Below are 15,103 nucleotides of genomic sequence, written 5' to 3' on the forward strand. Positions count from 1 at the left end.
AGGCCAGCAAAACGGCCAGGAAAGACTTTGTAGTAGTCATAATCTGAAAGGTTGGTGAAGAAAAATATGGTTACCACCGAGGACTTATACGCAAAACCCCGCTTTGGTTACCAAAACGGGGTTTCCTAAAGTCGTGCCAAACAGTTAAAAATAGAACTTAATCCATAAGAAATTGCACCTGATTTCGCCTCATGCGGCAGGCGTTTGCTGCACTTTTACTATGCTCACCATCGACAGCAATTCAGCGAGGCGCGGCTTCAGCTCGCGGCGGTCCACGATAAAATCGAGGAAGCCGTGTTCCAACACAAATTCGGCACTTTGGAAGCCTTTGGGCAGGTCCTTGCCAATGGTTTCCTTGATGACGCGCGGGCCGGCAAAGCCGATGAGCGCGCCCGGCTCGGCAATATTAAAGTCGCCGAGCATGGCAAACGAGGCCGTGACGCCGCCCGTGGTGGGGTCGGTTAACAAGCTGACGTAGGGCACTTTGGCTTCGGCCAGCAGCGCCAGCCGGGCCGAAGTTTTGGCCATTTGCATGAGCGAGTAGCCGGCTTCCATCATGCGGGCACCGCCCGAGCGCGAAATCATCAGGAATGGCACCCGGTGCTGACGGGCGTAGTCGATGGCACGCGCGATTTTCTCGCCCACTACCGAGCCCATCGAGCCACCGATGAAGCGAAAATCCATTGCCGCGATAACCAGCGGCTGGCCCGCGCTCAGGCCGTGGGCCGTGCGCACGGCGTCTTTGAGGCCGGTGGCTTTCTCGGTAGCCTGCACCCGCTGGGGGTAGGCCTTGGTATCCACGAAGTGCAGCGGGTCGGCGGAGGTAAGGTCGGCATCCAACTCCGTAAACTGGTTATTATCAAACAATAGCTCGAAGTAGGCGGCCGCGTCGATGCGGTCGTGGTGGCCGCAGTTGCCGCACACGTAGTGCAGGCGCTTGTGCTCGGCCATCGTGGCCACGGTCTTGCACTCGGGGCACTTGTACCAGAGGCCGTCGGGCGTTTCCTTTTTCTGCTCGGTGGGGGTGCTGATGCCCTTTTCCTGGCGCTTAAACCAAGCCATACGGGTGAGTACTAGAATGATGACAAATAAGAGGCGCGGCGGAGGCTACCAGCCAGCAGCCAAGCTGGGCTATTATTCGGGGCCCGCCGCGGATGGCAAAATTACGCCACAGTTACCATCGGGCCCCGGCCGGGGGGTAGGGCGACGCGGGCCGCACCTACCCTACCCCCTATTAGCAACCGTAAGGCGAGCAAGGGCCAGGCCGGTACTAGCCTCCAGATTCGCAAAAATTCCCCCTGGCAACTCGCGTAGCGGCCGCTATTTAAGTAACTTAGTTTAGCAATTCTTCTTTTCACGACTTGAATATGTTTACACCGCTCCGCTTCCGTTGGTTATTGGCCTTGCTACTGGGGGTAGGCGGGCTGCAAGCCGCACACGCCACGCACATTTTAGGGGGCGATATTGCCTACGCGCCGGTAGCCGTTACCACGGCCGGGGTGCCGCGCTACCACGTCACGGTGCGCTTGTTCAGGGATGCGAATGGCGTGGACCAAACCGCTGTGGACCTGACGTGCAACCGCGGGGGCTGCAACGCGGCAGCCACCGATTACTTCACGGTGACGGTACGCCGTAAACAATCACCACAGCAGTTGACGGCCATTGGCTGCTCGCCTACCACGCCCATCCGCACGTATTATACCTACCTTTTTGAAACGGACGTGGACCTGCCCCGCGGCCAGTGGACCTTGAGTATATATGCTGAAAATAGGTCGGCGGATATTGTGAACATCGCCAATTCGGTTAACACGTCCTTTTACATCAGCGCGTTTTTGGATAATGCGCTGGCGGCGCAAGACAACTCACCCCAGTTTCTGACTAACCTATTACCCTATCTCTGCGGTAACTCGGCGCAGCGCTATAGCTTCAGTACGTTTGATGCCGACGGCGACTCACTGGCGTATAGCTTCGTAACGCCGCAATCAGGGGTGCCGCCGGTTGTACTATGCGGAATGGACGAGCTAAACTTTATGCCGGGGCAGTTTCAGCTGAATACAGCTACCGGGTCCCTCACCGCGCCGGCCGACCCCGTGCGGCAGGGCTTCTACGCGATGGCGGCCCGCGTGAGCGAGTACCGGCGGATAAACGGCACCTGGCAGCCCATTGGCTACACCACGCGCTTACAGCGCTACCAATAACCCGCCCTATTTCACGGGCCTCACACTGGCCAACGGCACCGCGCAGCTGCCCAGCCAGGTAATACCGATGCGGGCGGGCCAGGCAATCAGCCTTACGCTGAGCGCCGCCGACCCCGACGCGGGCCAGGCGTTGCGCTTCAGCAGCGATGCTACGGGCGTGGTGCCGGGCCTCAGCCTCACGACCCTTAGCCCGACGCAGGCCCAGCTCACCTGGCAGGTGCCTGCCACGTTGCCACCGGGCCGCTATACGGCTACCGTGGCCGTTTTTGATAATGGTTGCCCGCTCAATGCCAGTAAGGAACAAACATTTGTTTTCCTGGTTTCGGCCCCCGGCGCGGCGCTGGCCGGACGCCCGGCCCTACCCCCCACCGACGCGGCTGCCTTCCCCATGCCCTTCCGCGAGCAGATGCAGTTTCAGGCGGCCGGGGGGCAGGCCATTATCGTGGTGGATGAACTGGGACGCGTGGTGGCCCGGCTCCAGGCCGACGCCGATGGCCGCGTGCAATGGCAGCCTACCCCTACCCTGCCGGCCGGCCTCTACGTGGCGCGCGGGGCCGATGGCCGGCCGCTGGCGCGCCTGCTGCGCGCCGGCAACTGAGCCCGCAGCTAAACGCTAAAAAGCCCGCGCTGCCAGTGCAGCGCGGGCTTTTTCATGGCCAAAGCTCTTTTTAAAGCGTGATATTTAGTCGGCCGAAGTAGTAGGCCCCGTTGAAGCCAAACTGGTTGGCGCTGTACAGGAAGCGGCCGCGGTTGGAGTTATCGAGTGAGGAATTGAAGCTCGTGGCGGGGTCCGTGGAGAAGTTGTTGGGATTGTTGCGCGGGTCCACGTAGATTTTATCGGGGTAGACGTTGAACAAGTTATTGACCCCGAATACTAAGCCTAGTTGCTTAGCCAGCTGCACGTTCACGGTAAGGTCGGTAATCCACTTGGCCGAGAAGGTCTGGTCGAGATAGGCGCGGGTCGGGTCGGCGTCAGCGGTTTGAATCTGGCCGAAGCGCACCGAGCGGGCCTCTATCCCAAACTTGCCCACGTTGTAGGCGGCGGCCAGGTTGATTTTGTTGCGCGGGTTGCCGTGCTCCAGGCGCGTGCGCTGCGAGCGGTCGAAGAGGCGGTTTTGCAGGTTGTTGACGCCGGGCGTCTGGTCGTTGTTGATGGTCGAAGACGAGGAGTTGAAGCTCGTTACCTCGGTGCTGTTGAAGTTGGCGGCGGCGGTGAGTAGCAGGCGGCTGTCGGGGCCCAGCGCAATGCGCTCGTTGGCCACCACGTCGAGGCCGCGGGTGCGGGTGTTCACGGCATTAGCAAAAAACTGCACCTGGCTAACGGGCAGCGAACCCAGGATAGTAGCTACCAAGGGATTGGCTCGCGTGAACGCCGAAGACAGCACGATGCGGTCGCGAATGTCAATCTGGTACGCATCCACGGTTAGGGTGAGCTGGCGCGCCACGGTGGCCGTGAGGCCCAGGCCGTAGTTTTTCGATTTCTCCTGCCGCAGCGGCTCCACGCCGAAGCCCTGCTGGCCGCTGCCGCCAAAGCCGTTGCGCACGATGGGACTGTCGTTGTTCACCGTCAGCACCTGCTGCGGCAGCCCGCTTACAAACTGCGTGCTCGTGTTGTTGAAATACCGCTGCTGGAGCGAAGGGGCCCGAAAGCCACTACCAATGGAGCCCCGCAGCGCCAGCCCCTCGATGAGGCTGTAGCGCGCCCCGGCCTGGCCACTCACGTTGCCGCCAAAGTCGCTGTAGTTTTCGGCGCGGCCGGCCAGGTGCACGAGTAGCTTATCGGTAATGTCGCTTTCGAGGTCGAGGTAGCCGGCCAGGTTGGTGCGCGTCTTGTTCAGCGCGTTGCTGGGCTGGTAGCCCGGAAACACCTGCGAGCCAGCGGCGGCCGGCGCGCCGTTGCTGGCCGTGCGGCCGCCTATCGCCCCAAAGTACGAAGCATATTCGCCCTGCTCAATCAGGTAGTTATCCACCCGAAACTCGCCCCCGGCGGCCACGTTGAGCGTCGCCAGCGGCCCTACCTCGGTGTAGCGGCGCGACACGCTCAGGTTGGTCGTATTCTGCATGAAAGCCAGGCGGCCGGCGTAGAAATTAGTGGGGTTTACCAGGCCGGGCAGCTGCGGCAGCGCCGCATTGACAGTGCCATCAATATTGAAGGCTAGGTTATTGCGACCAAACGTATTGCTCAGGTCCAGGGCAAAGCCGTTCAGATTTTTGCGCACGCCCAAAGTACCCGAGTGGTCGTTGATAACGCTGTTGATAAACGGCAGAAAGCCGTTCGGAAACAAGCTCAGGTCGCTTTGGGTGGGCTGGTTGGGGAGGCGGTTGAAGCCCGGCCCGCGGCCCGTGCGGTACGAAGCCCCGCCGAAGAAATAGACCTCGTAGCCCGCCCCCACGCGGTAGGCCCCGTTGAACATCGCCCCAAAGTTGCGCGAGTCCGACTGGCCCACCCGGATGTCGCGCCGGTCGAAGCCGTTCTGGGCCACCAGCGCATCGTCCTGCGCCTTGAGGTCGCGCCGGCTCTGCTCGGTAGTGGCCGATGCGGGGTAGTTGCCGCCGTTACCGCCCAGATACATGAGTGGCGCGGTATCCGAAAACGAGCGGTTGGTGTAGCCGCGGTTCAAAAACTGGCCGCTCAAATCCAGGAAGCCGCGCTTGTTGAGGTTGATGCCGGTGCTGAAATCGACCTGCTCAGTTTTACCATCGCCCTGGGTAGTTTGGCCGTAGAGGCTGCTGGCGCTGGTGTGCGTGGTGTCGTCTTTGAGCTGAATGTTAATAACGCCCGCAATGGCATCGGAGCCGTAGAGGGCCGCCGCGCCGTCGCGCAGCACCTCAATGCGCTTGATGCTGGCCGTGGGAATCGTGTTGAGGTCGGTGCCCACTGAGCCGCGTCCGATGGTGCCGTTGATGTTGACCAGCGACTGGCTGTAGCGGCGCTTGCCGTTCACGAGCACCAGCACCTGGTCGGGGCCAAGGCCGCGCAGGCTGGCGGGGTCCAGAAAGTCGGTGCCATCCGAAATAGACTGGCGCGACGACTGAAACGACGGCGCGGCGTAGGTCAGCACCTGGCTCACGTCGGTTTGGGCAAAGGCCCGGATTTCGCGAGCCGTAATCACGTCTACCGGCGCGGTGGTCAGCACGTTGGAGCGGCCCACGGCGGCCCGCGAGCCGGTTACCACCACGTCGCCGATGTCGGTAGCCGAGGCCGTCAGGCGCACGTCCAGGCGGGTGCGGCCGTTCACGGCCACCTGCTGGGTAGCGAAGCCGATGGCCGAAATAGTGAGCGTGGCGGTCGGCGCTACCGACAGCGAAAACTCGCCGCTGGCGTTGGCGGCCGTGCCGTTGTTAGTGCCGCGCTCCAGCACGGTGGCCCCCGGCTGGGCCTCGCCGGTAGCGCTAAGTACGCGGCCCGTCACGGTTATTTTCTGGGCGTGGGCGACCAGGGCCGATACTACCAGGAGGGGAGTAAGTAGCGTTTTTCTCATGGAAAATAAGCTTAATGAAGATTAGCTGACTGAAATTTAACCCAGGCAAATTACATCAGCTTTTCATCTAGGCAATTTTTATCCAACATATTCCGGTAACAATGCCACACAACTGCCCGGCTAGCTACCCCAAGCTGTACGCAGCCTGGCAAGCAGCGGAAGGGGGGTAGGCGAGCGCCCAACTGACCATCCGCCTACCCCCCCAACCGGCGCAAGCCCGGCGCTTCCCTTACTGTATAGTGTTCTACGCCAGCCACCAGAACGAACTAACTGGCCCAGCCGCCACGTCTACGCGCTGACCGGGGGCGGGTAGCAGCAATGGCACCGCCGCGTCGGCCGCCGCAATGAGGCGCTGCACCGGCTGCCGCCAGGCATGAAGCGCCAGGTTGAAGGTGCCCCAGTGCAGTGGCAGCAGCGGGCCGCCGCCCAGCAGCCGGTGGGCCGCCAGCGCGTTATCGGGGCCGAGGTGAATATCGGCCCACTCGGGGTCCGAAGCCCCGATTTCCAGCAGCACCAAATCGAACGGCCCATAAGCCGCCCCAATTTGCTGAAACGCCTCATCGAATGGCCCTGAGTCGCCGCCGAAAAACACGCGGTGGTGCGGCCCCTTCAGCACCCACGAGGCCCAGAGGGTACTGTCACGGTTCAGCAGCCCGCGTCCCGAGAAATGACGGGCCGGCGTGGCAATCAGCTCAAAACCAAGGGGTAGGGAAATTGCATCCCACCACGTGGCTTCCGTGATGCGGCCGGCGGGCACGCCCCAGCGGCGCAGGTGCGCCCCCACCCCCAGGGGGCAGTAGAAGTGCTCGCCGCGCGGGGCCAGCGCCCGAATGGCCGCCTCGTCGAGGTGGTCGTAGTGGTCGTGCGAGAGGATAATCCCATCAAGCGGCGGCAGTTGGGCCAGCGGCAGCGGCGGCGCAAAAAACCGCTTGGGTCCTACCAATTGCGAAGGCGAAGCCCGCTCGGCCCACACCGGGTCAGTGAGGAAGCGGCGGCCATCTATTTCGAGCAGTATCGTACTGTGGCCCAGCCAGGTAACGCGCAGCGAGTCGGCGGGCACGGGGGCGGCCAGCGCCGCCGCGTCGGCCCGAAACGGCCCTAGCGGCTGGCTCGGCTCACGCTCGGCTTTCTCGAAGAGGTAGCGCCGCAGCAGCCGGCCGTAGCCCGAGGGCGGGCTTACGCTGGTGGGCAACACGTTGACGTATTTTTGGCCAGTGTGGTGGGGCTGGAGCTGCATAGTGACAAGCAGCCACCAAGCAGCCGCAGCGCCCTAGACGCATCGGTGGGGCGAATGTTTTACCCCCGCCAAGCACCGCGCCTACCGTAGCCGGTAGGCCAGCCCCAGTCGCAAAACACGGGCGTATACTTCCGCTGAGCTGCCTACTAAGCTACCCTGGTAATTCATAAAGCCCAGCGAATAGCTGGCGTTCAGGCCCGTGCGGCCCCGCCAGGCCGTGAGGTCAGCGCGCAGGCGGGCATCGAGCGGATAGCTGGGGTCGCGACGCTCGTCCACGGTCCATTTGGTATCGTTGTAGATACCGCGGCCTTTTTCGTGGCCCCCAATTACGCCCGCTAGCTCAGGGCCAACCAGCGCATCTACTACCACGCCGGGTAGCTTGGCCCGGTAGCCTACCCCCAGAAAACCGCTGATATTCTGAGTGCGGTAGTGGGAGCTGCCATTAGCCGCATACTGGACTAAAGCCGAGGAAAGGCCACTTGAATAGTAGAGACTAGTAATTTCAGTACGCGCTTGCTGCCAGTCGTAGCCCAGGTCGAAGGCCAGCAGCACGCCCGGCCGCGTCACGCGCAACACGCGCCCACCTAGCCCGAAGCCTACGCCCGCCCGGCTGCCATACGGGCTATTCGTGTAGCCGCTGGTGGTGCCCAGAAACGTGTTGTAGTTGATAAACGACGTAGCGGCCGCATCGCGCCCGCCAAACCAAGCCAGGTTGCCCCCGGCGCGGCCAATTAATTCGGTGTGCTGAGCTAGGGCCGGGCGAGCCAGCGCCAGCAAAGGCAGCAGGTACAGAAGCTTTTTCATAGTCGTGGCGAGCGGGTTATGGCTGAGGGAAGCTACACCAACGAGAGCCAACGAGCAGACTCATTGGTTGCAAGCTCAAGCGCGGCTTCTCACCTCAGCAGCGCCTGCACTACGGGCAGCGTCCGCGCCGCCCAGTGGGCCATCTGGGGGCCGGTGTAGTGCAGGCCATCGTGGGTGAACTGGCCGGCCTCCCCCATGGCGGCGCGGGTGAGGGGCGTAATATCCACAAAGGCTACCCCGGCGCGCTGGCACTCGGCCTGGGCCACGGCGTTGAACTCGTCTATCTCGCGGCCAATTTGCGCCCGGTCGCGGTCGTGGGCAAAAGGGGTTTGGCCCCAGTCGGGGATGCTGAGCACCACTACCCGGCCGCCATTCCCGCCCGCGAAGGCCACGGCCGTGGCCAGCAGCTCGCGCAGTTCGGCGCGGTACAGCGCTATCGACTGCTCCCGGTACTGGTTGTTGACCCCAATGAGCAGCGACACCAGGCCGTAGTCGCGGCGGTGGTTGCCACTGGCCACAATGGCGGCTTGCAGCTCGGCGGTGGTCCAGCCGGTGTGGGCGATGATGTCCGGGTTAGCGAGCCGCCCCCCCTGCGCCCGGTCGAGCGCGGCCAGCTGCACCGACCAGCGGTCGGCGTGGGCCGCCCCCTCGCCGATGGTATAGGAGTCACCCAGGGCGAGGTAAGAGATAGTTGCGTGGCCGGCGGGCATGGGGGTAGGCAGCACCTGCCGCGCCGAAACACAAGCAGTTAATAGATTGATTATGAATACTAAAAGGCACACGATTAGCTGGTTGGGGCCGCCCTGGTCTGGGCGGCCCCGCTACCTACGGGCCTAGCCGCGGGTTTGGGTTGCGGCCCTACCCCCTACCCTATGGCCTGGGCCAGGTCGTCAATCAAATCCTCGGCATCCTCCACGCCCACGCTGAGGCGGATGAGCGAATCGGAGAGACCGGCCTGGCGGCGCTGCTCGGCCGGGATGCTGGCGTGGGTCATGGTGGCGGGGTGGCCACTCAGGCTTTCCACGCCGCCCAGGCTTTCGGCCAGGGTGAAGAGCTGAAATTTTTCGAGCACCGCGATGGCATCGGCCTGCTTATCGCCCTTGAGCACGAACGAAATCATGCCCCCGAAGTCGCGCATCTGGCGGGCGGCCACGGCGTGGTTGGGGTGGCTCTCGAAGCCTGGCCAGTACACTTTTTCTACCTTCGGGTGCTGGCGCAGGTACTCGGCCACGGCGCGGCCGTTTTCGCAGTGGCGCTGCATGCGCAGGTGCAGGGTTTTGAGGCCGCGCAGCACCAGGAAGCAGTCCTGCGGGCCGGGCGTACCGCCGCAGGCATTCTGGTAGAAGCTGAGTCGCGTCAGCAAGTCGTCGTCGTTGAAAACCAGCGCGCCCATCACCACGTCGGAGTGCCCGCCCATGTATTTGGTGAGCGAATACACCACAATGTCGGCCCCCAGCGCCAATGGCTCCTGCAAGTAGGGCGTGGAGAAGGTGTTATCCACGGCCAGCAGCGCGCCGGCCTCCTTGGCAATGGCCGCCACGCCTTCAATATCAATAATATTAAGCAGCGGATTGGTCGGCGTTTCGACCCAAATCAGTTTGGTGTTGGGCGAGATTTTGGCCCGCACCGCCGCCAGGTCGCCCATCGGCACGAAGTGGCACTTGATGCCCAGCGGCTCGTACACCTTGGTCATGATGCGGTAGGAGCCGCCGTAGAGGTCGTCGGTCGAGATTACTTCGTCGCCGGGCTTCAGCAGGCGCAGCACGCAGTCGATGGCCGCCATGCCCGAGGCGAAGGCCAGGCCGTGCTTCCCGTTGTCGAGGGCCGCTAGGGCATCCTGGAGCTGGGTGCGGGTGGGGTTGTGGGTGCGCGAGTACTCGTAGCCCTTGTTATCGCCCGGCGAGCGCTGGGCGTAGGTCGAGGTCTGGTAGATGGGCGTCATGATGGCCCCGGTGGTGGGGTCCGGATGCACGCCGGCGTGGATGGCTTTGGTGGCAAATTTCATAGGAAGGCAAAGGTACCGGCTGGCGGCGGGAGCGGGGGTAGGCACGATTTTTTCGGGGCACTTGCAACGAGCCCGGCCCCTACCCTATCTTAGGCCAACAATCACTCATACACAGGCTATTATATGAAAAAATCACTACTTTCTTTGCTTTTGCTGTTTTCGGCCGCCGTACTGGCGCTGGCCGCCCCGCCTACCCCCCCCGCCGTGCCCGACTCGGTAGCCCGCGAGCTGGCCGTTATCGATTCTATTAACGGCACTTTTCACTACCAGCAGGGCCACGTGGTGCTGCCCGGCGGCATTGGTGAGCTGACCGTGCCGCGCGGCTTTCGCTACCTCGACTCCACGCAGAGCGGCCGGGTGCTCAACAAGCTCTGGCACAACCCGCCCCAAACCAACCTCGGGATGCTGTTCCCGGATGATAAAGGGCCGGTGAGCGGCCAAGCCTGGGCCTATATCATCGACTACGACCCGATGGGCTACGTGAAGGACGACGATGCCGATGACATCAAGTACGATGAGCTACTGGAAAACATGCAGAAGGAAACCGAGGAGGGCAACGCCGACCGCACCGCCGCCGGCTACGAAGCCGCCCACCTGCTGGGCTGGGGCGCGCCGCCCTACTACGACAAGCAACAGCATACCCTGCACTGGGCCAAGCTAGTACGCTTCGGTAGCAGCCTCGACGAAACCCTCAACTACAACGTGCGCGTCCTGGGTCGCAAGGGCGTGCTGGTGTTCGATGCCGTGGCCGACCCCAGCCAATTATCCGAAATCAAAGCCAGCATCCCCGGCCTGCTGGCCAACGTATCGTTCAGCAAAGGCCAGCAGTACAGCGACTACAACGCCAACCTCGACGAGGTAGCCGCCTATACTATTGGCGGCCTGGTAGCCGGTAAGGTGCTGGCCAAAGTGGGCCTGTTCGCCGTCATTCTCAAGTTCTGGAAGCTGGGCCTGCTGGCGCTGGGCGGGGCCTGGGCGACGATTAAGCGCTTCTTCGGCTTCGGGAGTAAGGAGGGGTAGGGCCGTTATTTGTTGTTCGGTGTTTGTTATTTGTTACCTGGGCCGCCGTTTGCTTATTGACTAAAGGCTACTCTCCTGAATAACGAACAACGAATCAATGGCCTTTCTCCACGAGCTTTTTCAGAAGAATTTTTCCACTTTCCTCACGATGAGCCTGCTGCTGGCGGTGCCCCTGCTGGGTTCGGCGGCCGTGCTGGGGCTGCTCGCCGAGCGCCCTACCCTGCTCCAACACCTGAACCTGGCCCAGAGCCTGCTGTACTTCGCGCTGGCGGGCCTCACGATGGCGCTGGCCCTCACACCCACCACGTTCGTGGCCATTATTTCAGGGTATTATTTTGGCTGGGCGGGGCTGCCGGGCATGGTGGCGGCCTACGCGCTGGCCGCCGCCCTGGGCTACGAGCTGGCCCGCCGCCTCGACCACGGCAAGCTGCGCGCCGTGCTCCATCACTTCCCCAAGGCCGAGGCCGTGCTGGCCGAGCTACAAAGTCAGAGTTGGTCGCTGATTATCCTCACCCGGCTCTCGCCGGTGCTGCCATTCGCGCTCATGACCTTCGTGCTGGCTATAGTGGGGGTAGCGCGCCAGCGCTTCCTGGCCGCCTCGGTGCTGGGGATGCTGCCGCGCAGCCTGTTTTTCTACTGGCTCGGCACAAAGGCCCCAGCTGTGCTGGCGCTGCTACACGACCCCGACGAGGGCACCGCCAGCAAGCTCGTGCTCATCGGGCTAGTGGTGGCTTCCCTCTTTGGGCTCTACGTGGTGTTCGACCGGGCCTTGCAGCGGGTGCTACGGCGCGGGGCCGCTCGCTAGAATTTGGGCTTGATACTTACCAACTTGTCGGCGCGCATCCCGTTCAGCCGTAAAAAAAAGCCGTTCGTGCTTGCAAGCTTTCCAAATAATTTCTTACCTTTGCCCTCCCAACATGGGAACTGGTTGTATAGCTCAATTGGATAGAGCATCTGACTACGAATCAGAAGGTTTAAGGTTCGACTCCTTATACGACCACGAAAAACTCTTTCGGCTACCCGCCGGGAGGGTTTTTTAATGCCCGGTTCGCTCGTTATCGGCTCCCGCGTGTGATTTAGCCGACGTAGGCGCGCTAAGCTGCTCATTAGAAATAGAAACTTTGGCTGATTATCTGTAATTTTACTTGGCCAAGTAAAATTTCGCTGCTATCTCTAGTAGCTAACAGCTTTTACGGCCTCCTCTTTTATGGCTCCTACCCTCGCGCCCGTCAGCGAAGCGCTCCGCCTACAAGCATTGCGGCCGTACCAGCTTTTCAACACCATGCAGGACGAGACGTTTGCGGAGCTGGTGCGCCTGACAGCCAAGCTCTTCAACGTGCCCATCGGTATTATTGCCTTCGTGGAGGAAGAGGACGTGCGCTTTGGCCTCAATTACGGCCTGGACCCGGAGATGGACCGCGTGAACCGCTGGGAAACCCTGTGCTCGGTGGCCATGTTGCACGAGGGTACCAGCGTGTTTGAGGACCTACGCGAGCGGCCCTGCGACCTCATCAACCCCGGCCTGGTACAGCGCCTCAACTTGGGCTTCTACGCGGGCAGCACGCTGCGCACCCGCGAGGGCCATTCTATTGGTGTGCTGTGCGTTATCGACCACAAGCCGCGCACCTTCAGCCCTGCCGAGGCTGAGCTGCTGGAAAGCCTGGCGGCCGTGGTAATGAGCCTGCTCGACCTGCGCCTTCAGCTGCTGCAAGAGCCCACCTGGAACCAGCAATTGTGGGCCGGCATCTACGTGCGCATTGAATCGTCGGTCACGCGTCTCGAAACGCTGGCCGCCCTCGCCGGCTGGGAAGACGGCGAAGACAGCGCGGCTGCCACTGCCTACCGCCAATCAACGCAGGAGGAGATTTTGCGCGTTATTAGTATTCTCGCCGAGCAGATTCAGGCGCTGCAAGCCTAGCCCTACCCTCCTGCACGGGCGCACGGCGCGGTGCCGTTTTTTGCGCGCAACTTCGGGGCAAATCAGGAATCCAAACCGGGCATTGCGTTGTTTTAGAGCCACTGGCGCGGGCGGCGGGGATGGGCGCGCCTACCCCCGCCGGGTCTGCCGTACCTTTGTAGTCATTCTAAATAACTAAGCTCGTCGCTGCATGTCCGCCGTAATTTCCACTGATATCTGCATCATCGGGGCCGGCCCGGTGGGGCTGTTTGCCGTTTTTGAAGCCGGTTTGCTCAAGCTGCGTTGCCACGTGGTGGATGCCCTGCCCCAGCCGGGCGGGCAGCTATCCGAGATTTATCCTAAAAAGCCGATTTACGATATTCCCGGCTACCCCGAGATTCTGGCCGGCGATTTGGTGGACAACTTAATGAAGCAGTGTGCGCCCTTCCACCCCACGTTTACGCTGGGCGAGCGGGTCGAGCGCTTTGAAAAGCTGGCCAACGGCTCGTTTCAACTCGCTACTACCGACGGCACCGAGATTACCTGCAAGGCCGTGGCCATTGCGGGTGGGCTGGGCTCGTTTGAGCCGCGCAAGCCGGCCGTGGAAAACCTGGAGCGCTTCGAGGGCGGCAAAGGCGTGCACTACATGGTACGCGACCCGGAGCACTTCCGCGACAAGAAAATCGTGATTGCCGGTGGCGGCGACTCGGCCCTGGACTGGACCAATTTCCTGGCCGGCGTGGCTTCGGAGGTGACGCTCGTGCACCGCGGCACCACCTTCCGCGGCGCGGCCGACTCGGCCGAAAAGGTGAAGACGCTGGCCGAGGCCGGCAAAATCAAGCTCGTGCTCAGCTCTAACGTGACGCACCTGCACGGCAACGGTCACTTGCAGGAAGTGACCATTACGGGCAATAATGGCGAGGCCGAAACCGTGCCGCTCGATGCCTTCGTGCCCCTCTTCGGCCTCACGCCTAAGCTCGGCCCCATCGGCGACTGGAACCTGGACCTCACCGATGATGCCATCGTGGTCAATACCGAGGACTACAGCACCTCGCTGCCCGGCGTATACGCCATCGGCGATATCAATACCTACCCCGGTAAGCTTAAGCTCATCCTCTGCGGCTTCCACGAGGCGGCTCTCATGTGCCAGGGCGCGTTCAAATACATTTTTCCCGACAAAAAATACACCCTCAAATACACCACGGTGAACGGGGCCCCGTCGCTGTAAGCGAGTTAAGAGTTAAGAGTTAAAAAGCAACGTGCTGTGACTGCTTTTTAACTCTTAACTCTTAACTCTTAACTTTTTTATGGAAGACATCCGCATCTACGTGGAGGAAGCGCCCGGCCAGCGGCGCGAGTTGGAAGCCCCGACCGACATGGGCTTGAGCCTCATGGAATTGCTCAAGGCTAATGACTACCCCATTCAGGCCACCTGCGGCGGCATGGCGCTGTGCGCCACCTGCCACGTGGAGGTGCTGGCCGGCCCGCCCCTACCCGAGCCCAGCGACGACGAGTGGGCCATGCTCGACACGCTGCCCGTGCTGCACGAAACCAGCCGCCTAAGCTGCCAGATTCGCCTTCATCCCAACCTCGACGGGCTGGTGGTGCGCATTGCGGACCCGGCGTAGCCACGGGTTGGGCCAACCTCACACGCCCGGCATCCCCTACCCCCTTTCAAAACGCCAGAGGCCCGGCATTGCTGCCGGGCCTCTTCACGTAGTTGCTAGGGCTTAGCGGCGCTTGTGCTTGGTGGCGTGCTTCGCTTTGGTTTTGATTTTTACTTTCTTGGCGGTCGAATGGTGCGCTACTTTTTTGGAACTCGCTTTGCTGACTTTGTGACTAGCCGACTTAGTGCTGTGGTGGCTACTGGCCTTGGCGGCATGGTGCGTGGCCCTGCTGCTATGTTTGGCAGCGTGGGCCTTGGCGGCGCGGCTAGCTTTGGTTGATTTGCTGCTTTTGGTGCGGCTGGCTTTGCTGGCGTGGCGAGCGGCGGTGGCGTGCGCTTCGCGGCGGGCGGCCAGCCAGGCGGCGTGGCGGGTGGCGCGCGAGCGGCCGGTGGCGGCCGCGTGGTGCGCGGGGGCGGCTACCTCTTCGGGGCGGGGGTCGGCGGCCGCTTCGTTATAATGCGCGATGGCGTCGGTTTCGGGGGCGGCGCTGGTCAGCTGCTCGGCCGAGGCGGTGGGGCGGGCCGGGTCAGTGGCCTTCTTGCGGCGCACTGGCATCAGAAAATCGCGCTCGGCGCGCTCGCGGGTGCTCAGTTTCTCTTCGCCAGGCAGCTTGGTAACGGGTTGGGGTTTCTCGGCCTGAGCCCAGGCCGCCGTAGTGCTCAGCACGAGCGCGAATAGAACAACTAGCTTCCTCATCAATAATTTACCGAATAATAGTTAGAAAAACAAAAATAGGGCGTAAGGTTCGGTTGCGCAAGCTGAGCGGACGAATAGGTAAGGAGCAAGAGGCAAT

Annotated in this window: 14 protein-coding genes and 1 tRNA gene; 8 read left to right on the forward strand and 7 right to left on the reverse strand. The window is 62.1% G+C overall.

What is annotated here, in order from left to right; translation table 11 throughout:
• Positions 1–189 precede the first annotated feature (189 nt).
• Entirely contained in the window at positions 190–1,062 is an 873-nt protein-coding gene (gene accD / locus LC531_RS15330; RefSeq protein WP_223651742.1) for an acetyl-CoA carboxylase, carboxyltransferase subunit beta, read from the reverse strand.
• Positions 1,063–1,367: 305 nt separating this feature from the next.
• Between accD and LC531_RS15335 the strand changes: the two genes are divergently transcribed.
• Positions 1,368–2,198 (forward strand): hypothetical protein, encoded by an 831-nt coding sequence (locus tag LC531_RS15335; protein ID WP_223651744.1) that lies wholly within the window; start codon positions 1,368–1,370, stop codon positions 2,196–2,198.
• A complete protein-coding gene (locus tag LC531_RS15340) occupies positions 2,164–2,796 on the forward strand; it encodes a putative Ig domain-containing protein (RefSeq protein ID WP_223651745.1) in 633 nt (210 codons plus the stop codon). Before LC531_RS15335 ends, LC531_RS15340 begins: the two co-directional genes overlap by 35 nt.
• A 70-nt stretch (positions 2,797–2,866) precedes the next feature.
• Here the strand turns inward: LC531_RS15340 and LC531_RS15345 are convergent, their stop codons facing one another.
• The 5 genes from LC531_RS15345 to LC531_RS15365 all read right to left on the reverse strand — a co-directional run bounded on the left by LC531_RS15345 (position 2,867) and on the right by LC531_RS15365 (position 9,726).
• Positions 2,867–5,680: a TonB-dependent receptor gene (locus LC531_RS15345; protein ID WP_223651746.1), complete on the reverse strand. Its 2,814-nt coding sequence runs from the start codon at positions 5,678–5,680 to the stop codon at positions 2,867–2,869.
• Positions 5,681–5,924: 244 nt separating this feature from the next.
• Positions 5,925–6,917: an MBL fold metallo-hydrolase gene (locus tag LC531_RS15350; protein ID WP_223651747.1), complete on the reverse strand. Its 993-nt coding sequence runs from the start codon at positions 6,915–6,917 to the stop codon at positions 5,925–5,927.
• A gap of 81 nt (positions 6,918–6,998) precedes the next feature.
• On the reverse strand, positions 6,999–7,721 hold the full coding sequence (locus tag LC531_RS15355) for a hypothetical protein (protein ID WP_223651748.1): 723 nt from the start codon (positions 7,719–7,721) through the stop codon (positions 6,999–7,001).
• A gap of 89 nt (positions 7,722–7,810) precedes the next feature.
• Positions 7,811–8,431, reverse strand: coding sequence for a GDSL-type esterase/lipase family protein (locus LC531_RS15360; RefSeq protein ID WP_223651749.1), 621 nt, complete (start codon positions 8,429–8,431; stop codon positions 7,811–7,813).
• Between the two features lie 155 nt (positions 8,432–8,586).
• Positions 8,587–9,726 (reverse strand): cystathionine gamma-synthase, encoded by a 1,140-nt coding sequence (locus LC531_RS15365; protein WP_223651750.1) that lies wholly within the window; start codon positions 9,724–9,726, stop codon positions 8,587–8,589.
• 123 nt (positions 9,727–9,849) lie between these two features.
• Between LC531_RS15365 and LC531_RS15370 the strand changes: the two genes are divergently transcribed.
• The 6 genes from LC531_RS15370 (at position 9,850) to LC531_RS15395 (ending at position 14,271) form a co-directional block, all read left to right on the forward strand.
• A complete protein-coding gene (locus LC531_RS15370) occupies positions 9,850–10,746 on the forward strand; it encodes a DUF2167 domain-containing protein (RefSeq protein WP_223651751.1) in 897 nt (298 codons plus the stop codon).
• A gap of 97 nt (positions 10,747–10,843) precedes the next feature.
• Positions 10,844–11,551, forward strand: coding sequence for a TVP38/TMEM64 family protein (locus LC531_RS15375; protein ID WP_223651753.1), 708 nt, complete (start codon positions 10,844–10,846; stop codon positions 11,549–11,551).
• Between the two features lie 121 nt (positions 11,552–11,672).
• Positions 11,673–11,746: transfer RNA gene (locus LC531_RS15380), tRNA-Arg, on the forward strand.
• 207 nt (positions 11,747–11,953) lie between these two features.
• On the forward strand, positions 11,954–12,664 hold the full coding sequence (locus tag LC531_RS15385) for a GAF domain-containing protein (protein ID WP_223651755.1): 711 nt from the start codon (positions 11,954–11,956) through the stop codon (positions 12,662–12,664).
• A 190-nt stretch (positions 12,665–12,854) separates the two neighbouring features.
• On the forward strand, positions 12,855–13,871 hold the full coding sequence (locus tag LC531_RS15390) for an NAD(P)/FAD-dependent oxidoreductase (protein ID WP_223651758.1): 1,017 nt from the start codon (positions 12,855–12,857) through the stop codon (positions 13,869–13,871).
• Between the two features lie 79 nt (positions 13,872–13,950).
• Positions 13,951–14,271 carry a 2Fe-2S iron-sulfur cluster-binding protein gene (locus tag LC531_RS15395; RefSeq protein ID WP_223651760.1) on the forward strand — a complete coding sequence of 107 codons (321 nt, stop codon included), beginning with the start codon at positions 13,951–13,953 and terminating at the stop codon, positions 14,269–14,271.
• A gap of 102 nt (positions 14,272–14,373) precedes the next feature.
• On the opposite strand, the gene LC531_RS15400 is transcribed toward LC531_RS15395, so the two are convergent.
• Positions 14,374–15,006 (reverse strand): hypothetical protein, encoded by a 633-nt coding sequence (locus LC531_RS15400; RefSeq protein WP_223654037.1) that lies wholly within the window; start codon positions 15,004–15,006, stop codon positions 14,374–14,376.
• Between the last annotated feature and the right edge of the window lie 97 nt (positions 15,007–15,103).

Source organism: Hymenobacter psoromatis, assembly GCF_020012125.1.
GTDB lineage: Bacteria > Bacteroidota > Bacteroidia > Cytophagales > Hymenobacteraceae > Hymenobacter > Hymenobacter psoromatis.